The 19,584-nt window shown below is 72.2% G+C and carries 15 protein-coding genes and 1 pseudogene; 6 read left to right on the plus strand and 10 right to left on the minus strand.

The genetic code is table 11. From position 1 onward, the window contains the following. Nucleotides 1–93: 93 nt before the first annotated feature. The 3 genes from pyk to pta form a co-directional block, all read right to left on the minus strand. Nucleotides 94–1,521 (minus strand): pyruvate kinase, encoded by a 1,428-nt coding sequence (gene pyk / locus ACLU3S_RS14730; RefSeq protein ID WP_413952276.1) that lies wholly within the window; start codon nucleotides 1,519–1,521, stop codon nucleotides 94–96. Between the two features lie 84 nt (nucleotides 1,522–1,605). After that, nucleotides 1,606–2,817, minus strand: coding sequence for an acetate kinase (locus tag ACLU3S_RS14735; protein WP_413952277.1), 1,212 nt, complete (start codon nucleotides 2,815–2,817; stop codon nucleotides 1,606–1,608). Beyond that, nucleotides 2,814–4,904: a phosphate acetyltransferase gene (gene pta / locus ACLU3S_RS14740; RefSeq protein WP_413952278.1), complete on the minus strand. Its 2,091-nt coding sequence runs from the start codon at nucleotides 4,902–4,904 to the stop codon at nucleotides 2,814–2,816. Before pta ends, ACLU3S_RS14735 begins: the two co-directional genes overlap by 4 nt. A gap of 216 nt (nucleotides 4,905–5,120) precedes the next feature. Between pta and ACLU3S_RS14745 the strand changes: the two genes are divergently transcribed. After that, a complete protein-coding gene (locus tag ACLU3S_RS14745) occupies nucleotides 5,121–6,146 on the plus strand; it encodes an ATP-dependent 6-phosphofructokinase (RefSeq protein ID WP_413952279.1) in 1,026 nt (341 codons plus the stop codon). Between the two features lie 27 nt (nucleotides 6,147–6,173). Here the strand turns inward: ACLU3S_RS14745 and ACLU3S_RS14750 are convergent. From ACLU3S_RS14750 to ACLU3S_RS14760, 3 genes and pseudogenes are all read right to left on the minus strand, one after another. After that, nucleotides 6,174–6,422: pseudogene (locus ACLU3S_RS14750) on the minus strand (extracellular solute-binding protein); the annotation flags it as partial. Nucleotides 6,423–6,583: 161 nt separating this feature from the next. Then, nucleotides 6,584–7,273 carry a response regulator gene (locus ACLU3S_RS14755; protein ID WP_413952280.1) on the minus strand — a complete coding sequence of 230 codons (690 nt, stop codon included), beginning with the start codon at nucleotides 7,271–7,273 and terminating at the stop codon, nucleotides 6,584–6,586. Beyond that, the gene (locus ACLU3S_RS14760; protein WP_413952281.1) at nucleotides 7,270–8,910 is read right to left on the minus strand and encodes an ATP-binding protein; all 1,641 of its coding nucleotides are present in this window, start codon (nucleotides 8,908–8,910) and stop codon (nucleotides 7,270–7,272) included. The genes ACLU3S_RS14755 and ACLU3S_RS14760 overlap by 4 nt, the downstream gene beginning before the upstream one ends. Before the next feature lie 153 nt (nucleotides 8,911–9,063). Here ACLU3S_RS14760 and ACLU3S_RS14765 point away from each other — a divergent pair, with 153 nt between their 5' ends. Then, nucleotides 9,064–10,440, plus strand: a complete 1,377-nt coding sequence (locus ACLU3S_RS14765; RefSeq protein WP_413952282.1) for a cation:dicarboxylate symporter family transporter — start codon at nucleotides 9,064–9,066, stop codon at nucleotides 10,438–10,440. 233 nt (nucleotides 10,441–10,673) lie between these two features. Continuing rightward, the gene (locus ACLU3S_RS14770; RefSeq protein ID WP_413952283.1) at nucleotides 10,674–11,438 is read left to right on the plus strand and encodes a DUF2127 domain-containing protein; all 765 of its coding nucleotides are present in this window, start codon (nucleotides 10,674–10,676) and stop codon (nucleotides 11,436–11,438) included. Here the strand turns inward: ACLU3S_RS14770 and ACLU3S_RS14775 are convergent. After that, the gene (locus ACLU3S_RS14775) at nucleotides 11,435–12,160 is read right to left on the minus strand and encodes an aldo/keto reductase (protein WP_413952284.1); all 726 of its coding nucleotides are present in this window, start codon (nucleotides 12,158–12,160) and stop codon (nucleotides 11,435–11,437) included. The two genes, ACLU3S_RS14770 and ACLU3S_RS14775, sit on opposite strands and share 4 nt — an antisense overlap. Nucleotides 12,161–12,217: 57 nt before the next feature. On the opposite strand from ACLU3S_RS14775, the gene ACLU3S_RS14780 reads away from it, so the two are divergent. The 3 genes from ACLU3S_RS14780 to ACLU3S_RS14790 all read left to right on the plus strand — a co-directional run bounded on the left by ACLU3S_RS14780 (nucleotide 12,218) and on the right by ACLU3S_RS14790 (nucleotide 15,376). Then, nucleotides 12,218–12,646 carry a MerR family transcriptional regulator gene (locus ACLU3S_RS14780; RefSeq protein WP_413952285.1) on the plus strand — a complete coding sequence of 143 codons (429 nt, stop codon included), beginning with the start codon at nucleotides 12,218–12,220 and terminating at the stop codon, nucleotides 12,644–12,646. 14 nt (nucleotides 12,647–12,660) lie between these two features. Continuing rightward, nucleotides 12,661–12,975 (plus strand): thioredoxin, encoded by a 315-nt coding sequence (gene trxA / locus ACLU3S_RS14785; RefSeq protein WP_413952291.1) that lies wholly within the window; start codon nucleotides 12,661–12,663, stop codon nucleotides 12,973–12,975. 184 nt (nucleotides 12,976–13,159) lie between these two features. After that, entirely contained in the window at nucleotides 13,160–15,376 is a 2,217-nt protein-coding gene (locus tag ACLU3S_RS14790; protein ID WP_413952286.1) for a HelD family protein, read from the plus strand. Between the two features lie 4 nt (nucleotides 15,377–15,380). Here ACLU3S_RS14790 and glgB read toward each other — a convergent pair whose 3' ends face one another. The 3 genes from glgB to ACLU3S_RS14805 form a co-directional block, all read right to left on the minus strand. Next, on the minus strand, nucleotides 15,381–17,810 hold the full coding sequence (glgB, locus tag ACLU3S_RS14795) for a 1,4-alpha-glucan branching enzyme (RefSeq protein ID WP_413952287.1): 2,430 nt from the start codon (nucleotides 17,808–17,810) through the stop codon (nucleotides 15,381–15,383). Nucleotides 17,811–17,837: 27 nt separating this feature from the next. Next, nucleotides 17,838–19,235: a maltokinase N-terminal cap-like domain-containing protein gene (locus ACLU3S_RS14800; RefSeq protein ID WP_413952288.1), complete on the minus strand. Its 1,398-nt coding sequence runs from the start codon at nucleotides 19,233–19,235 to the stop codon at nucleotides 17,838–17,840. A gap of 87 nt (nucleotides 19,236–19,322) precedes the next feature. Next, nucleotides 19,323–19,584: alpha-glucosidase C-terminal domain-containing protein (locus ACLU3S_RS14805; protein WP_413952289.1), on the minus strand; the 262-nt coding region annotated here is incomplete at its 5' end.

The raw sequence follows: 19,584 nt of genomic DNA on the forward strand, positions 1-19,584 counted from the left end.
CGCAAGCCCGTTCGGGAGCCGCACACACGCCGAGGGCGCCCCCTGTGACACAGGGGGCGCCCTCGGCGCCGTTCAGGGCCCGTGCGGGGCTGGTCAGTTGCTCTCGGTGCCCAGGTGGTGCACGCGGAGCATGTTGGTGGTGCCGGGGACGCCGGGGGGCGAGCCGGCGGTGATGATGACCGTGTCGCCCGCGTCGAAGCGGCCCAGCCGGGCGACCTCCTGGTCCACCAGGTCGACCATCTCGTCGGTGGTGCTCACGAACGGCACGACGTGCGACTCCACGCCCCAGCTGAGGGTGAGCTGGTTGCGGGTGGACTCGTCCGTGGTGAAGGCGATGATCGGCTGAATGGCCCGGTAGCGGGAGAGCCGGCGCGCGGTGTCACCGGACTGGGTGAAGGCGACCAGGCCCTTGCCGCCGAGGAAGTCGGCGATCTCGCAGGCCGCGCGGGCCACCGAACCGCCCTGCGTGCGCGGCTTCTTGCCCGGCACCAGCGGCTGCAGGCCCTTGGAGAGCAGCTCCTGCTCGGCGGCCTGGACGATCTTCGACATCGTCTTGACCGTCTCGACCGGGTAGGCGCCCACGCTGGACTCGGCCGACAGCATGACCGCGTCGGTGCCGTCCAGGATCGCGTTGGCCACGTCGGAGGCCTCGGCGCGGGTCGGGCGGGAGTTGGTGATCATCGACTCCATCATCTGGGTCGCCACGATCACCGGCTTGGCGTTGCGCCGGCACAGCTCGATCAGGCGCTTCTGCACGATGGGGACCTTCTCGAGCGGGTACTCGACGGCGAGGTCGCCGCGGGCGACCATCACGCCGTCGAACGCCATCACGACGTCCTCCATGTTCTCCACCGCCTGCGGCTTCTCCACCTTGGCGATGACCGGGACCCGGCGGCCCTCCTCGTCCATGACCTTGTGGACGTCGTGGACGTCCCGGGCGTCGCGGACGAAGGACAGCGCGACCATGTCGCATCCCATGCGGAGGGCGAAGCGCAGGTCCTCGACGTCCTTCTCGCTGAGCGCGGGCACGTTCACGGCCGCGCCGGGCAGGTTGATGCCCTTGTGGTCGGAGACGACACCGCCCTCGATGACGATCGTCTTGACCCGGGCGCCCTCGACGTCCAGCACCTTCAGCTCGACGTTGCCGTCGTTGATCAGGATCTGGTCGCCGCGTGCGACGTCGCCCGGGAGCCCCTTGTACGTCGTACCGCACATGTGCTTGTCGCCCGGCACGTCCTCGGTCGTGATGACGAACTCGTCACCGCGCTCCAGCTCGACCGGACCCTCGGCGAAGGTCTCCAGGCGGATCTTCGGGCCCTGCAGGTCGGCGAGGACACCGATGGCCCGGCCGGTCTCCTTCGACGCGGCACGGACGCGGTCGTACCGCGCCTGGTGCTCGGCGTGGGTGCCGTGGCTGAAGTTGAACCGGGCCACATTCATGCCCGCCTCGATCATGGCGACGAGCATCTCGTGGGAGTCGACCGCGGGGCCGAGAGTACAGACGATTTTCGAACGGCGCATGGGGCGATCCTATCGGTTTGTTTCGCAACGGAATATTCCGTCTGGCGGAAGATACAAATGAGTGGCGCACCGCTCAGGTGCTGCTCAATTGCTCTTTCCGACCAGTGCGTACGTCTGCGTCGCGATCTCCAGTTCTTCATCCGTCGGCACCACGGCCACCGCCACCCGCGCGGAGTCGGGCGAAATCAGCCGCGGCTCACCGCTGCGCACGGCGTTGCGCTCGGGGTCGACCGCGAGGCCGAGGCTCTCCAGGCCCGCGATCGCCGCCTCCCGCACCGGGGCCGCGTTCTCGCCGACCCCGGCGGTGAAGGCGACCGCGTCCACCCTCCCGAGAACGGCGTAATAGGCGCCGATGTACTTCCTGAGCCGGTGAATGTAAATGTCGAAGGCGAGAGCGGCCTCTTCGTCGCCCTCGTCGATCCGGCGGCGGATCTCCCGCATGTCGTTGTCCCCGCACAGACCGAACAAACCACTCCTCTTGTTGAGAAGAGTGTCGATCTCGTCCATGGACATTCCGCCGACACGCGCCAAATGGAAGACGACGGCCGGGTCCAGATCACCGGATCGCGTACCCATCACCAGACCCTCCAAAGGCGTCAGCCCCATGGAGGTGTCCACGCACCGGCCCCTCTCGACCGCGGAGGCCGAGGCGCCGTTGCCCAGGTGCAGCACGATGACGTTGACCTCGGAGGGCTCCCTGCCCAGCAGCCGCGCGGTCCGGCGGGAGACGTAGGCGTGCGAGGTGCCGTGGAAGCCGTAGCGGCGGATGCGGTGGCGGTCGGCGATCCTCGGGTCGATCGCGTAACGCGCCGCCGACTCCGGCATGGTCGTGTGGAACGCGGTGTCGAAGACGGCGACCTGCGGCAGGTCGGGGCGCAGGGCCTGTGCGGTGCGGATGCCGGTGAGGTTGGCCGGGTTGTGCAGCGGGGCGACCGGGATCAGCCGCTCGATCTCGGCGAGCACCGCGTCGTCGATCACCGTGGGCTCGGTGAAGAACATCCCGCCGTGCACCACCCGGTGCCCGATCGCGGCCAGGTCCGGCGAGTCCAGGCCGAGGCCGTCCCGGCTCAGCTCCCCGGCGACCGCCTTGAGCGCGGCGTCGTGGTCGGCGATGGGGCCCGTCTGCTCACGGCTGCCGCCGCCGGCCAGGCAGGTGTGCTCGAGCCGGGAGGTCTGCTCGCCGATGCGCTCGACCAGGCCGACCGCCAGCCGGCTGTCGGCGCGCATGTCCAGCAGCTGGTACTTCAGCGACGAGGAGCCGGAGTTGAGGACGAGGACGCGGGTGGGGGAGGTCACTGCTGGTACGCCTTCTCGCTGGAGTTCTGGGCCTGGATCGCCGTGATCGCGACGGTGTTCACGATGTCCTGCACGAGCGCGCCCCGGGACAGGTCGTTGACCGGCTTGCGCAGACCCTGCAGGACCGGGCCGACGGCGATCGCGCCGGCCGAGCGCTGCACGGCCTTGTACGTGTTGTTCCCGGTGTTGAGGTCGGGGAAGATCAGCACGCTGGCCTGCCCGGCGACCTCCGAGCCCGGCAGCTTGGTGGCGGCGACGGTCGGCTCCACGGCCGCGTCGTACTGGATCGGCCCCTCGATCTTCAGGTCGGGCCGGCGCGCGCGGACCAGTTCGGTGGCCTCGCGCACCTTGTCCACGTCCGCGCCCGAGCCGGAGGTGCCGGTGGAGTACGACAGCATCGCGATCCGAGGCTCCACCCCGAACTGCGCCGCCGTGTGCGCCGACTGGACGGCGATGTCCGCGAGTTGCTCGGCGTCCGGGTCCGGGTTGACCGCGCAGTCGCCGTAGACCAGCACCTTGTCGGCCAGGCACATGAAGAACACGGACGAGACGATCGAGGAGTCCGGCCTGGTCCTGATGATCTCGAAGGCCGGCCGGATCGTGGCGGCCGTGGAGTGCACCGAGCCGGACACCATGCCGTCGGCCAGGCCCTCCTGGACCATCAGGGTGCCGAAGTAGTTCACGTCCGAGACGACGTCGTAGGCCTGCTCCACCGTGGTGCCCTTGTGGGCGCGCAGCGCCGCGTACTTCTCGGCGAAGGCGTCGCGCAGCTCCGAGGCGACCGGGTCGATCAGCCGGGTGTCGCCCAGGTCGATGCCGAGGTCGGCGGCCTTCTTGCGGATCTGGTCCTCGGGGCCGAGCAGCGTCAGGTCGCACACGCCCCGGCGCAGCAGCACCTCGGCCGCGTGCAGCACCCGCTCCTCGGTGCCCTCGGGGAGGACCACCCGCCGCTTGTCGGCGCGCGCCTGCTCCAGCAGCTTGTGCTCGAACATCATCGGGGTGATCCGGTCGCTGCTCGGCGCGGAGACCCGGCGGGCCAGGTCGGCGGTGTCGACGTGGCGCTCGAACAGGCCGAGCGCCGTCTCCGCCTTGCGCGGGGTGGCCGCGGTCATCCTGCCCTCCAGGGAGAACAGCCGCTCGGCGGTGGGGAAGCTGTTGCCGGCCACGGAGAGCACCGGGGTGCCCGGGGCGAGGCGGGCGGCCAGGGTGAGGACCTCCTCGCTCGGCACCTCGTTCAGGGTCAGCAGCACGCCGGCTATCGGCGGGGTGCCGGCGCTGTGCGCGGCCAGCGAGCCGACGACCAGGTCGGCGCGGTCCCCGGGGGTCACGACCAGGCAGCCCGGCGTCAGGGCGGTCAGCAGGTTGGGCAGCATCGCACCGCCGAAGACGAAGCCGAGGGCGTCCCGCGCGAGCCCGGAGTCGTCGCCGAGCAGCACCTTGGCGTGCAGGGTGTGGGCGATCTGGGAGACGGTCGGCGCGGACAGCGCGGGGTCGTCGGGCAGCACGTGGCACGGCACCGGCAGCCGGGTGGCCAGCCGCTCGGCGATCTCGTCGCGGTCCTCGCGGACCACCCGGTTGGCGACCATGGCGAGGACGTCGCAGCCGAGGCCGTCGTACGCCCGGTAGGCGTTGCGGGTCTCGGCCAGCACGGACTCCGCGGTCTGCCGGCGGCCGCCGACCACCGGGAGCACGGAGGCGCCGAACTCGTTGGCGAGGCGGGCGTTGAGCGCCAGCTCGTCCGGGAGTTGGGTGTCGGCGAAGTCGGTGCCGAGGACGAGGACGACGTCGTAGTCGCGGGCCACCAGGTGGAAGCGGTCGACGAGGGCGGAGACCAGTTCGTCGGTGCCCCGCTCGGCCTGGAGCGCGGACGCCTGCCGGTAGTCCATGCCGTAGACGGTCGACGGGTCCTGGGCGAGGCGGTAGCGCGCCCGCAGCAGCTCGAACATCCGGTCCGGGCCGTCGTGGACGAGCGGACGGAAGACGCCCACCCGGTCGACCTGCCGGGTGAGGAGTTCCATGACCCCCAGCTCCACGACCTGGCGGCCGTCCCCGCGGTCGATCCCGGTCACGTACACGCTGCGCGTCACGCGTCCACTCCGTTCCTCGTGTGGTGATGCCGTGTCTGTCGCGTCGTCGGCATAAAACGTCGTCGGCACAAAAATCGCCCACCGAGGTGAGCCGAACCCTCTTGACAATACCCCGGTCGCCAGTTAAGGCGCCCGCCAGGACTTCACCGCTCCGGCGGACGTGGAAGAATCGGAAACGGCTCACCGGCACCGAAAGCGAGCAGGAGACACAGCACGATGCGCATCGGAGTCCTCACCGCAGGCGGCGACTGCCCCGGCCTGAACGCCGTGATCCGGTCGGTCGTGCACCGGGCGGTGGCGCAGTACGGCGACGAGGTCATCGGCTTCGAGGACGGCTACCGGGGGCTGCTCGACCGGCACTACCGCACCCTCGATCTCGACGCGGTCAGCGGCATCCTGGCCCGCGGCGGCACCATCCTCGGCTCCTCCCGCCTGGAGCGCGACCGGCTGCGCGAGGCCTGCGACAAGGCCACCGACATGGTCGAGGAGTTCGGCATCGACGCGCTGATCCCGATCGGCGGCGAGGGCACGCTCACCGCGGCCCGCATGCTCTCCGACGCCGGCCTGCCTGTCGTCGGCGTGCCCAAGACGATCGACAACGACATCTCCTCCACCGACCGCACCTTCGGCTTCGACACCGCCGTCGGTGTCGCGACCGAGGCCATGGACCGCCTGAAGACGACCGCCGAGTCCCACCAGCGGGTGATGGTCGTGGAGGTCATGGGCCGGCACGCGGGCTGGATCGCCCTGGAGTCCGGCATGGCCGCCGGCGCCCACGGCATCTGCCTGCCCGAGCGGCCCTTCGACCCCGCCGACCTGGTGAAGATGGTCGAGGAACGCTTCGCGCGCGGCAAGAAGTTCGCCGTCATCTGCGTCGCCGAGGGCGCCCACCCCTCCGAGGGCACCATGGACTACGGCAAGGGCGAGATCGACCAGTACGGCCACGAGCGCTTCCAGGGCATCGGCACCGCCCTCGCGTACGAGTTGGAGCGGCGCCTCGGCAAGGAGGCCAAGCCGGTCATCCTCGGCCACGTCCAGCGCGGCGGCGTGCCCACCGCCTACGACCGCGTCCTCGCCACCCGCTTCGGCTGGCACGCCGTCGAGGCCGCGCACCGCGGCGAGTTCGGCCGGATGACCGCGCTGCGCGGCACCGACATCGTGATGGTGCCGCTGGCCGAGGCCGTCACCGAGCTGAAGACGGTGCCGAAGGACCGGATGGACGAGGCCGAGTCGGTCTTCTGAGCCGTCGCGCCCGCCGCGCCGTTCAGGACCGGGCACCTTGCGCTTGATGGCCCTGGCGGCGGCGAGGATGTCGTCCCAGGTCTTCGGCTGCCAGTCGGTGGGCAGGCCGGCCCTGCGGAACACCCGCTTGTCGTACCAGAGTCCGCGGGTGTCGGTGCCGTCCGGGACGCCGTACGCCTTCCCGTCCTGGCCCTTGGGCGCGGCCTTCGCCGTGTCGATGAACTGCCCCCAGTCCGGCCACTTGGCGAGGTAGGGGTCGAGGGGCCTCAGATACCCGCGGAGAGAGCGGCGGTGGGGCGCACGGGCATGACCTCCTGCGGGCGCACATGGGGTGGCCTCGGATGGTTGCCGTGTGAAGGCAAGAGTGGTGGTCCAGTCAAGTCAATGCGCGTGCAGGGACGGGGAGTCGGGAGATCTGGCGAGCGCCGTTCACGTTCTCACCGGCCCTGCGGCAGCCACCGGTACACCAGTTCCGGCCGTCCCACCTGTCCGTACAGCGGACTGCGCCCGGCCCGGCCCGCGTCGACCAGATGCTCCAGATACCGGCGGGCGGTGATCCGGGAGATGCCCACGGCCTCGGCGACCCCGGCCGCGGTCAGGCCCTCCGGCGCCTCGCGCAGTGCCCCCGTCACCCGCTCCAGCGTCGGCCCGCTCAGCCCCTTGGGCAGCGCGGCCGGCGACGGCGCCCGCAGGACCGCCAGCGCCCGGTCGACCTCGTCCTGGCCGCTCGCCTCGCCCACCGCCCCGTGGAACTCGGCGTAGCGGACCAGGCGGTCGCGCAGCGTCGCGAAGGTGAACGGCTTCAGGACGTACTGGACGACGCCCAGCGAGACGCCCTCCCGGACCACCGCCAGATCCCGTGCCGACGTCACCGCTATCACGTCCGCCTGATGCCCCGCGGCCCGCAGGGAGCGGGCCAGCTGCAGGCCGTGCACGTCCGGCAGGTGCAGGTCCAGCAGGAGCAGGTCCACCGGCGTGCGCTCCAGGACGCGGCGGGCCTCCGCGCCCGTGCGGGCCTTCCCGACCGCGACGAAACCGGGCACCCGGCCCACGTACATCACGTGCGCGTCGGCGGCGACCGGGTCGTCCTCCACCACCAGCACTCTGATCGGCGACGAGTCCGTCACGTGCCACCACCCCGGGACACGGCGGACGCCGTGCGCAACGGCAGCCGCACCTCGAACACCGCGCCGCCCTCGCCGCCCTCGTCGGACTCCGCCACCGTCAGCCTTCCCTCGTGCCGGGTCACCGCCTGCCGGACCAGGGCGAGCCCGAGGCCCCGGCCCCCGGGCCCGGCCGGCTTCGTCGAGAACCCCCGCTGGAAGACCAGGTCGGCATGGCCGGGGTCGACGCCGGGACCCGTGTCCGAGACCCGGAGCACCAGTTCGGTGTCCGAGGCGTACGCCGTCACCGTCACCCGCGCCCGGGCGCTGCCCTGCGCCGCGTCCACCGCGTTGTCGATCAGGTTGCCGAGGATCGTCACCAGGTCGCGCGCCGGGAAGTCGCCGGGGAGCAGGCCGTCGTCCAGGCGGCTGTCCGGCGAGACGACCAGCTCCACGCCCCGCTCGTTGGCCTGCGCGGTCTTGCCCAGCAGCAGCGCGGCCAGCACCGGTTCGCTCACCGCCGCCACCACCTGGTCGGTCAGCGCCTGCGCCAGCTCCAGCTCGGCCGTGGCGAACTCCACCGCCTCCTGCGCCCGGCCCAGCTCGATCAGCGACACGACGGTGTGCAGGCGGTTCGCCGCCTCGTGCGCCTGCGAGCGCAGCGCCAGGGTGAAGCCCCGCTCCGAGTCCAACTCGCCCATCAGCGACTGGAGTTCGGTCACATCGCGCAGGGTGACGACGGTGCCGCGCCGCTCTCCGCCGGACACCGGGGAGGTGTTCACCACCAGCACCCGGGACGCCGTCAGGTGCACCTCGTCCACCCGGGGCTCGGAGGACAGCAGCGCGCCGGTCAGCGGGGCCGGCAGGCCCAGCTCGGCCACCGAGCGGCCCACCACCTCGTCCTCCGCGCCCACGCCCAGCAGCTCCCGGCCGCCGTCGTTGATCAGCGCCACCCGGTACCGGCCGTCCAGCATCAGCAGGCCCTCGCGGACCGCGTGCAGCGCCGCCTGGTGGTAGTCGTGCATCCGGCTCAGCTCGGCGGCGTTCATGCCGTGCGTGTGACGGCGCAGCCGGGCGTTGACGACGTAGGTGCCGACCGCGCCCAGCAGCAGGACGCCGCCGGCCACCCCCAGCAGCGCCGTGACCTGGCCCTGCACCCTCGCGCTGATCCGCTCCACCGTGATGCCGGCGCTGACCAGGCCGACGATCCGGCCGCCGTCCGTCACCGGGGTCACCGCGCGCACGGAGGCGCCGAGCGTGCCGGTGTAGGTCTCGGTGAAGGTGTGGCCCTGCTGGGCGGGCGCGATGGTGCCCAGGAAGCGACCGCCGATCCGCTTCGGATCCGGGTGGGTCCAGCGGATGCCGGACGGGGTCATGATCGTGACGAAGTCGACGTTCGCGTCCCGCATGACCTGGAGGGCGTACGGCTGCAGGCGGGCGGTGGGGTCGGGCGTGCGGATCGCCGCGCGGACCGAGGGGGTGTCCGCGATCGTCCGGGCCACCGCCGTGGCCTGGCGGGCGGCGGCGTCCTCGGCCTGCCGCCGGTCGTTGACATAGGTGAACAGCGCGTAACCGGCCACCACCATCGCCAGCAGCACCGCCTGCATGGCGAACAGCTGCCCCGCCAGGCTGCGGGGTCGGGTGAGGGACGGAAAGCGCATGCCAGCAGTGTGCCTCCGCGGCCGAGCGTGAACTAAATGAACGGAAGGGTGACCGCCCTCACAGCTCGCGGGATAGTCACGGCGTTCCCCAGCAACCCCGGACGTGAGCCGCACGCCGGTTGTTCACCGACGAAGACGTCAAGGAGGGCAGTCGTGGCCGCCAGCACCCCCGACACGGCACCTGCCAGACCCCGCACGAAGCGGGACCGCACCCACTATCTCTACATCGCCGTCATCGTGGCGGTGGGGCTCGGCATAGCGGTGGGATTCGCCGCTCCGGACTTCGCCAAGGAGCTCAAGCCGCTCGGCACGGGCTTCGTGAACCTGATCAAGATGATGATCACGCCGGTCATCTTCTGCACGATCGTGACCGGTGTCGGTTCCATCCGCAGCGCCGCGAAGGTCGGCAAGCTGGGCGGGCTCGCACTCACCTACTTCATCGGCATGTCGTTCGTGGCCCTGGCCATCGGCCTGGTGGTCGGCAACGTCCTCCACCCCGGTGCGGGCATGCACCTCACCGACGCCGCCAAGCAGGCCGGCCACACCCAGGCCGCGAGCGGCAGCGAGGGGCTCGTCGACTTCCTGCTGAGCATCATCCCGACGACGTTCGTCTCCGCGTTCACGGGCGGCGTGGTGCTGCAGACGCTCCTTGTCGCGCTGCTGGTCGGCTTCGCGATACAGGCGATGGGCACGTCCGGCGAGCCGATCCTGCGGGGCATCGGGCACCTCCAGAAGCTGGTCTTCCGGGTCCTTTCGATGATCATGTGGGCGGCCCCGGTGGGTGCGTTCGGCGCGATCGCGGCCGTCGTCGGCGAGACCGGCGTGGAGGCGCTGAAGGCCCTCGGCTCGATCATGCTGGCCTTCTACATCACCTGCGTGCTCTTCGTCGGCGTGATCCTCGGCCCGGTGCTGTGGTTCGTCGCCCGGGTCAACATCCTGAAGCTGCTGAAGTACCTCGGCCGCGAGTTCCTGCTCATCCTGTCGACCTCGTCCTCCGACACCGCCCTGCCGCGCCTGATCGCCAAGATGGAGCACCTGGGCGTGAGCCGGCCGGTCGTCGGCATCACTGTGCCGACCGGCTACTCCTTCAACCTCGACGGCACCATGATCTACCTGACCATGGCCTCCCTGTTCGTCGCCGACGCCCTGGGGCAGCCCCTGCACCTGGGCGAGCAGATCACCCTGCTGCTGTTCATGATGGTCGCGTCCAAGGGCGCCGCGGGCGTCTCCGGCGCGGGGCTCGCCACTCTCGCCGGCGCGCTCCAGTCGCACCGGCCCGCCCTGGTCGACGGCGTGGGCCTGATCGTCGGCATCGACCGGTTCATGAGCGAGGCGCGCGCCCTGACGAACTTCGCGGGCAACGCGGTGGCCACGGTGCTGATCGGCTCCTGGACGAAGGAGATCGACAAGGACCGCGTGGAGCGGGTGCTGGCGGGCGAGCTGCCGTTCGACGAGACGTCGCTGCTCGACGAGAACCGTCCGGCGGACGGCACGGTTCCCGAGCCCCGCGAGGAGCTGGCGGGGGCCTGACCCCGGCACACCCGGTCGACCGTCCTCTCCGCAGCCGTACGGAGCCGAAAGACCACCGGACGCCCGGCCCCACCAGAACGGGGGCCGGGCGCCCGGCGTCCCCCGCACCCGGGGCCCGGAAGAGAGGTTCCTGTTCGATCCACTAACGTGCGGCCCGGACCGATCGGAACGGCATGTTCGTCCGTGGCGTCCGTACGTGTGACATCGGCTACGGGTTGTGGAGGCACGGGGGAATGAAGATCGACTGGGACCGGCGGACCTGCGCGCGCAAGGGGCATGTGACCTACGCGCCCGACGACCCCCGGCTGCGCATCCGCCTGCACGCCGACACCGCGCTCGGTGACGTGTGGCGCTGCCTGCGCTGCGGCGACTTCGTGCTGGGGGAGCCGCACGGCGCGGGGCCGGCCGGCGACGCGCCGCTCGTCCCGCGCGGCAAGGTGCTGCGCGACCTGTTCATCCTCCGCTTCCTGGCGATCGAGCGGGCCGTGCGCGGGGTGTTCATCGTGCTGGTCGCGGTGGCGGTGTGGAAGTTCAGCAACAGCCAGGACGCGGTCCGGCGGCTGTTCAACGAGTACCTGGACGTCCTCCGCCCGGTCTTCAAGCACTTCCACTACGACCTCGACCACTCGCCCGTCGTCGGCTCCATCCAGAAGGCCTTCGGCTACCGGCACTCCACCCTGCTGCTGGTCGCCGCCCTGCTGCTGGCCTACGCCCTGATCGAACTCGTCGAGGCCGTCGGCCTCTGGTACGCCAAGCGCTGGGCGGAGTACCTGACGGTCGTCGCCACCGCGGCCTTCCTCCCGCTGGAGATCTACGAACTCACCGAGAAGGTGAGCTACCTGAAGATCGCCACGCTGGTCCTGAACATCCTCGCGGTCCTCTACATCGCCCTGGCCAAGCGCCTCTTCGGCCTGCGCGGCGGCCGCAGGGCCTTCGAGGAGGAGCGGCACAGCGCCTCCCTGCTGGAGGTGGAGGAGTCCGCCGGGGTGACCGTCTAGGGTCTAAGGGGAGCGCTGGGCAGCCGGGCCCGTTCCTCCTCGGTGAGGGTGAGGTCCGCCGCACCCGCCGAGTCCCTGATCGTCTCCGGGCGGCTCGCGCCCGGGATCGGGACCACGGCCGGGGAGAGGGACAGCAGCCAGGCCAGACACACCCGCTGGGGAGAGACCCCGCGCTCCCGGGCCACCTCGTGGAAGGCGGCGAAGCGGCCGTCGGCCACCCGGCCCGACGGCCCGTCCAGCGAGCTGCGCGAGATCCCGCCGAGCGGACTCCACGGCAGGAAGGCCAGACCCAGTTCGGCGGACAGCCGAAGCTCCGGCTCGCTGTCGCGGGCCTCGGGGGAGTAGCCGTTCTGCACCGAGACCAGGCGGTCGCCGAGGATCGTGCGGGCCCGCAGGATCTGCTCGCACGTCACGCTCGACAGGCCGGCGAACCGGATCTTGCCCTCGTCCAGCAGCTCGCGCAGCGCGCCGGTGGACTCCTCGAAGGGGATGGCCGGGTCGGGCTTGTGCGGCTGGTAGAGGCCGATCGCCTCGACGCCGAGCCGCCGCAGCGACGCCTCGGCGGCGGCCTTGAGGTGCGCGGGCGTGCCCGTCACCGTCCAGCTGCCGTCGGCGGGCCGGCCCCGGCCGCCCTTGGTGGCCACGAGCACGGCGTCGGTGTCGCCGCCGTAGGCCGCGAGGGCGCGGGCGACGAGGAGTTCGTCCTCGCCGGTGCGCGGCACACCGCTGCTGCCGCCCGCCTTGCCTTGACGCCGACGTCAACCCCTACCGTCGTACCCATGCGAATCGGCGAGCTGGCCGCGCGGGCCGGAACCACGACGCGCACCCTGCGCTACTACGAGGCGCGGGGGCTGCTGCCGGCCCGGCGCGACGGCAAGGGACACCGCACCTACGACGAGGGCGACCTCAGACTGCTGCAGCAGATCCGCACGCTGCAGGACTTCGGGTTCGACCTGGAGGAGACGCGGCCCTTCGTGGAGTGTCTGCGCGCCGGGCACCCCGAGGGCGACTCCTGCCCGGCCTCGCTCGCGGTCTACCGCCGCAAGCTGGACGAGCTGGACGCGCTCATCGGGGAGCTGAGAGCCGTGCGGGACACAGTCGCGGGGCAGCTGCGGCGCGCCGAGCGCGCGCGGGACGAGCTGGCGGCCGATGCGCTGGTTCCGGGCGGACCGGAACCCACGTGCGAACTGGGAGGGCATGCGCGGTGAGCTTGGTGAGCGGACTGGCCGAGGTGACGGACGCCGACTTCGAGGCGGAGGTGATCGGCGCGGACCTTCCGGTGCTGGTGCAGTTCACGGCCGACTGGTGCGGGCCGTGCCGGCAGCTGGCGCCGGTGCTGAAGGACATCGCCTTCGAGGAGGGCGACCGGCTGAAGATCGTGCAGCTCGACGTCGATCGCAATCCGCGGACGACGGTCGCCTACGGGGTGCTGTCGACGCCCACCCTCATGGTCTTCCGGGACGGCGAGCCGGTGCGGTCGATGGTGGGGGCGAGGCCCAGGCGGCGGCTGCTGGAGGAGCTGGCCGACGTGCTGTAGGGCGGTCCCGCCCACGAAAAAATCCCCTGAGCAATTGCGCTCGGGGGATTTCTGTGCGTATATTCAGTGATTCGCGACTTCAATTCGAAATGGTCGCGGAGAAGTGCAGTGAGCACACTATATCCGGGCGGGAGCGGAATTGTCAAACGCGGACTGGTCGAACAGTGGATTTCCGGACGATGAATTGCGGCACGAGCAGGAATTCATCGACGGGCTGTACGCGCGCGTGGACGTGCTGCGCGGCGAGGCCGAGGCCTCGGTCACGGACGCGCTCGCCCAGGGCGACAAGCCCATGCAGGCCCGGCTGGAGCGCGACATCCTGGTCGCCGAGCGCTCGGGGCTGCTCGCCGCCCTGAACGCCGTGGACGGCTCGCTCTGCTTCGGCCGGATCGACCTGGCCGACGGCGCCTGCCACCACATCGGCCGGATCGGGCTGCGCGAGGACGACGCCGAGCGCACCCCCGTCCTGATCGACTGGCGGGCCGACGTCGCCCGCCCCTTCTACCTGGCCACCGGCCACACCCCCATGGGCCTGCGCCGCCGCCGGCACATCGCCACCGAGGGCCGGACGGTGACCTCCCTGCACGACGAGATCCTGGACCTCGGCGACGCCACCCGCACCGGGTACGAGGACCACAGCGGCGACGACGTGCTGCTGGCCGCGCTGAACTCGGCGCGCACCGGCCGCATGAGCGACATCGTGCAGACCATCCAGGCCGACCAGGACCGCATCATCCGGGCGCCGCACCGGGGCGTCCTGGTGGTGGAGGGCGGCCCCGGCACCGGCAAGACCGCCGTCGCCCTGCACCGCGCGGCCTACCTGCTCTACGAGCACCGGGAGCTGCTGGCCCGCCGGGCGGTCCTGATCGTCGGCCCCAACCCGGCCTTCCTCGGCTACATCGGCGAGGTGCTGCCCTCCCTCGGCGAGACCGGCGTGCTGCTGGCCACGGTCGGCGAGCTGTTCCCCGGGGTGAAGGCGACCGCCACCGACACCCCCGAGGCGGCCGCCGTCAAGGGGCGCGTGGACATGGCCGACGTGCTCGCCGCCGTCGTACGCGACCGGCAGGCCCTGCCCGACCCGGTCATCGCGATCGAGCACGACCGCGAGGTGCTGATGCTGGACGACGGCCTGGTGGGCGTCGCCCGCGAGCGCACCCGTGCCGCCCAGCTGCCGCACAACGCGGCCCGCGAGCACTTCGAGGGCCACATCCTCAACACGCTCACCGAGCTGTACGCCGAGCGCGTGGGCACCGACCCCTACGACGGCAGCAGCCTGCTCGACGCCGCGGACATCACCCAGATCCGCGACGAGCTCGCCGAGAACCCCGAGGTCTGGGACGCCGTCGACCGGCTGTGGCCCCGGCTCACCCCGCAGCGGCTGCTCGCCGACTTCCTCGCGGAGCCCGACGGCTACCTCCCCCCGGAGGACGCCGACGCGATCCGCCGCCCGGTGACCCGCACCTGGACCGTCGCCGACGTCCCCCTGCTCGACGAGGCCGCCGAACTCCTCGGCGAGGACGACCGGGTGACCCGAGCGCGGGCCGAGCGGGAGCGCGAGACCCAGGTGGCCTACGCGCAGGGCGTGCTCGACGTCTCCTACGCCTCCCGGACCTACGAGTTCGAGGACAAGGACGACGAGGATTCGGAGGTGCTGTCCGCGCACGACATCATCGACGCCGAGCGCTTCGCCGAGCGGCAGGAGGAGGCGGACCACCGCAGCGCCGCCGAGCGGGCCGCCGCCGACCGCACCTGGGCGTTCGGGCACATCATCGTCGACGAGGCGCAGGAGCTGTCGCCGATGGCCTGGCGGCTGCTGATGCGGCGCTGCCCGACCCGCTCCATGACCCTGGTCGGCGACCCCGCGCAGACCGCTGAGGCGGCCGGCGTCGGCTCCTGGGCCGACATCCTCGCCCCCTATGTGGAGGACCGCTGGGAGCACACCCGCCTCGGCGTCAACTACCGCACCCCGTCCGAGATCATGGACCTGGCCGCGGCGGTGGTCCGGGCCGAGAACCCGGGCTTCGAACCGCCGAGCTCGGTCCGCTCCACCGGCGTGCGGCCCTGGGTGCGGCAGGCCGACGCAGACCTGCCCGAGGCCGTCGCCAAGGCGGTCGCCGAGCTCACCCCGGCCGAGGGGCGCCTGGCCGTCATCGCCCCGCGCGAACTGCACCGCGGGCTCGCCGCCCGGCTCGACGGCGTCACGGCCGGCGCCGAGCCCGACCTCACCCGGACCGTCGTGCTCCTCGACCCCCGCCAGTCCAAGGGCCTGGAGTTCGACTCCGTCCTCGTGGTGGAGCCGGGCCGGTACGGCACGAGCGACCTGTACGTGGCGCTGACGCGGGCGACGCAGCGGCTCGGGGTGCTGTACACCGGGCGGCCGCCGCGCGCGCTGGCCGGCTGAGCGGCTAAGCCGGCCGCAGCCACACCGTCGCCAGGGGCGGCAGGGTCAGCCGGATGCTCGCCGGCCGGCCGTGCCATCCCTGGGGTTCGGGCTTGACCACGTCCGGGTGGGTCACGTCGCCGCCGCCGTACCGCCCGGCGTCCGTGTTCAGGCACTCGTGCCAGGCGGGGACGTCCTCCGGGACGCCGAGGCGGTAGTCGTGGCGGACCACCGGGGCCAGGTGGGAGACGGCCAGCAGCGGGGTGCCGTCGGCGTCGTACCGCAGGAACGCGAGGACGTTGTCGTCGGCCGCGTCCCCGGTGATCCACTGGAAGCCGGCCGGGTCGGTGTCCCGCTGCCACAGTGCCGGGGTCGCCCGGTACAGCGCGTTCAGGTCCCGTACGAGGTCCCGTACGCCCCGGTGGTCGGCCTCGGCGCCGTACGACGGGTCGAGCAGCCACCAGTCGGGGCCGTGCGCCTCGGACCACTCGGCGCCCTGGGCGAACTCCTGCCCCATGAAGAGCAGTTGCTTGCCCGGGTGAGCCCACATGAAGCCGAGGTAGCCGCGCAGGTTCGCGCGCTGCTGCCACCAGTCGCCGGGCATCTTCGACACGAGGGACCGCTTGCCGTGGACCACCTCGTCGTGGGAGATGGGCAGCACGTAGTTCTCGCTGTAGGCGTACACCATCGAGAAGGTCATCTCGTGGTGGTGGTACCTGCGGTGCACGGGGTCGTGGCTCATGTACTGCAGCGAGTCGTGCATCCAGCCCATGTTCCACTTCAGGCCGAACCCGAGCCCGCCGAAGCCGCTCGGGCCCGTGTGGTGGGTAGGGCGGGTGACGCCGTCCCAGGCCGTCGACTCCTCGGCGACGGTCACCACGCCGGGGCAGCGCCGGTACACGGTGGCGTTCATCTCCTGCAGGAAGGCCACCGCGTCCAGGTTCTCCCGGCCGCCGTGCTCGTTCGGCGTCCACTGGCCCGGCTCGCGCGAGTAGTCGAGGTAGAGCATGGAGGCGACCGCGTCCACGCGCAGCCCGTCGATGTGGAACTCCTCGCACCAGTACACGGCGTTCGCCACCAGGAAGTTGCGCACCTCGGGGCGGCCGAAGTCGAACTCCAGCGTGCCCCAGTCGGGGTGCGCGGCCCGCAGCGGGTCGTGGTGCTCGTACAGCGGCTGCCCGTCGAACTCGGCCAGCGCCCAGTCGTCGCGCGGGAAGTGCGCGGGCACCCAGTCCATCAGTACGCCGATGCCGGCCTGGTGCAGCCTGTCCACCAGGTACTTGAAGTCCTCGGGGGTGCCGAGGCGGGCCGTGGGCGCGTAGAAACCGGTGACCTGGTAGCCCCAGGAGCCGCCGAAGGGATGCTCGGCGACCGGCATCAGCTCGACGTGCGTGAACCCCATCTCCGAGACGTAGGCCGGCAGTTGCTCGGCCAGCTGGCGGTACGTGAGCCCCGGGCGCCAGGACGGCAGGTGCACCTCGTACACGGAGAACGGCGCCTCGTGCACCGGGGTGTCCCCGCGCCGGGCCATCCACGCGGCGTCGCCCCACTCGTGGTGCGAGGCGTGCACGATCGAGGACGTGGCCGGCGGGGCCTCGGTGCGGCGGGCCAGCGGATCGGCGCGCAGCGTGCGCGAACCGTCCGGGCGGGTGATCTCGAACTTGTACAGCTCGCCCTCGCCGATCCCCGGCACGAACAGCTCCCACAGCCCCGAGGAGCCGAGCGAGCGCATCGGGAAGCCGGTGCCGTCCCAGAAGTTGAAGCCGCCCGCGACCCGCACCCCCCGCGCGTTCGGCGCCCACACCGCGAACCGGGTGCCGCTGACGCCCTGGTGGGTGGTGACGTGCGCGCCGAGCGCCCGCCACAGCTGCTCGTGCCGGCCCTCGCCGATCAGATGCAGGTCCAGCTCGCCGAGCGTGGGCAGGAAGCGGTAGGCGTCCTCGGTCTCGTGGACGGTGCCGTCGTACCCCACCAGCAGCCGGTAGGAGGGCACCGCGGTGAGCGGGAGCAGCCCGGAGAAGAAGCCGTCGCCGTCGTCGTGCAGCTCGGCCCGCAGCTCCCCGCAGACCACGGTCACCGAGCGGGCGTACGGCCGGAAGGCCCGGAAGGCCACCCCGCCCGGCACCGGGTGGGCGCCCAGCACGGAGTGCGGGTCGTGGTGGGTGCCGTCCCGCAGCCGCTCGCGGTCACCGGCGGCCACGGCGGGGGAGACCGCGCCCTCTTGCCCTGCGCCCTCCTGCTCGGCCGCCCCCGACGGGGCCGCCTCCGGCTCGGCGACCGCCGGCTCGGTGACCGTCGGTTCGGCGACCTCCGGCTCGCGGGCCGGCCGCGGCGACCGGGCCTTCGGCACCTGGACCGGCTCGGTCCCGGGCGCGGTCTTCCGCTCGGGCTTGCTCCTGTCGGCCTTGGCCTTGCCGGACTTCTTCTTCGGGGTGGCTGACTTCTTGGACGTCACGAGAGAGTCTCCCGGGCGAGGAACGGGTCAGGTCGGGTCGGACGTGGCGAGGCGGCGCACCGCCGACAGCGGAACGGGCAGCCAGTCGGGGCGGTGGCGCGCCTCGTAGACGGCCTCGTAGACGGCCTTGTCGGTCTCGTAGGCCCGCAGCAGCACCGGATCGGAGCGCGGGTCGCGGCCGGCCGCCTCCGCGTAGCCGGAGCAGTAGGCGGCCCGGCAGGCGCGCGCCCACGCGTGTGCGGGCGGGCTCGCCGAGTGGGCCGCGTAGTCGAAGGAGCGGAGCATTCCCGCGATGTCCCGCACCGGCGGCTGCGGCATGCGCCGCTCGGCCAGCGGCCGGGCCGGCTCGCCCTCGAAGTCGATCAGCGACCAGTCGCCGGACGGCGAGCGCAGGCACTGCCCCAGGTGCAGATCGCCGTGGACGCGCTGGGCGGTCCAGGTGCGGCCCTCGGCGGCGACGGCGTCCAGCGCCGTGTACGCCGAGCGCAGCCCCTCCTCGTACGTCCGCAGCGCCGGCACCGCCTGGACGGCCGCCGCCAGCCGCTCCGTCATGCCGTCGACCAGCGGCCGCAGTTGGGCGTGGCCGAGCGTGACGGTCGGCAGGGCGCGGGCGAGGGCGGTGTGCACCTCAGCGGTGGCCCGGCCCAGCGACCGCGCCTCGGCGGCGAAGTCCTCCCCCTTGGCCAGCTCCCGGAGCGCCAGCTCCCAGCCGTCGGCGGCGCCGCTCACGAACGGCTGCAGCACCGCCAGCACATACGAGTCCGCGTCCACCTCCGCGTGCAGCCACGCCGTCGGCGCCGGCACCCGGGGACAGCCCTCCCGCGTCAGCGCCAGGGGTATCTCCAGGTCGGGGTTGGTACCGGGCACGACCCGGCGCAGCAGCTTGAGGATGAACGTATCGCCGTAGACCACCGACGAGTTGGACTGCTCGGCGGTCATCAGCCGCGCCACCAGGCCCTCCCGGATCTCCTGGCGCGGGTCCCGCTCGAAGCGCAGCCCGCCGACGCGGGCCCGGGTGCGCAGCGCCTCCAGGACCACCTCGGCGGGCCGGGGGTCGTACAGGGCCTCGTACACCGTGCGTCCGGCGAGCGGGCCGTCCGCCACGTGCCCGATCAGCGCGGGCGCCAGCCGGGGCGGCAGCGCCTCGCGCACGCCTATGAGGAGCTGGTAGCAGTCGCCGGGTTCGGGCGGGGCGCCCGGCACGGGCGGCTGGTGGACGCGCAGCAGCAGGTGGTACAGGCCCAGCCGGCCGTCGGGCGGCAGCAGTTCGGTGGCGGCCACGGGGGTGAACCCGCTGACCGGGCGGCCCTTTCCCGCGAACCAGCGCTGCCGGGGCAGCCAGGTGCGCAATAAGGGGTCCAGCGAGGTGAGAAGGGTGCCGGCGGCGTCGGAGGAGGTGCCGGAGGGGGTGACCGTTTCCGCCATGGGCGTCACGTCCTTTCCCCGGGTCGTCGGGGTGTGAGTGATGCGTGCCCCGGGTGGGGCGGTGGAAACCGCCCCACCGGGCCTGGCCTACGCCGCCTCCCGGCGCAGCCGGAACCAGTAGAAGCCGTGCCCCGCGAGGGTGAGCAGGTACGGCAGTTCGCCGACCGCCGGGAACCTCACCCCGCCGAACAGCTCGACCGGGTGGCGCCCGTGGAACCGGCTCAGGTCCAGCTCCGTCGGCTGCGCGAACCGGGAGAAGTTGTGCACGCACAGCACCAGGTCGTCCTCGTACTCGCGCAGGAAGGCGAGCACGGCCGGGTTCGAGGACTGCAGCTCGTTGTAGGACCCC

The sequence above is a fragment of the Streptomyces sp. AF1A genome, from assembly GCF_047340315.1.
Taxonomy (GTDB): domain Bacteria; phylum Actinomycetota; class Actinomycetes; order Streptomycetales; family Streptomycetaceae; genus Streptomyces.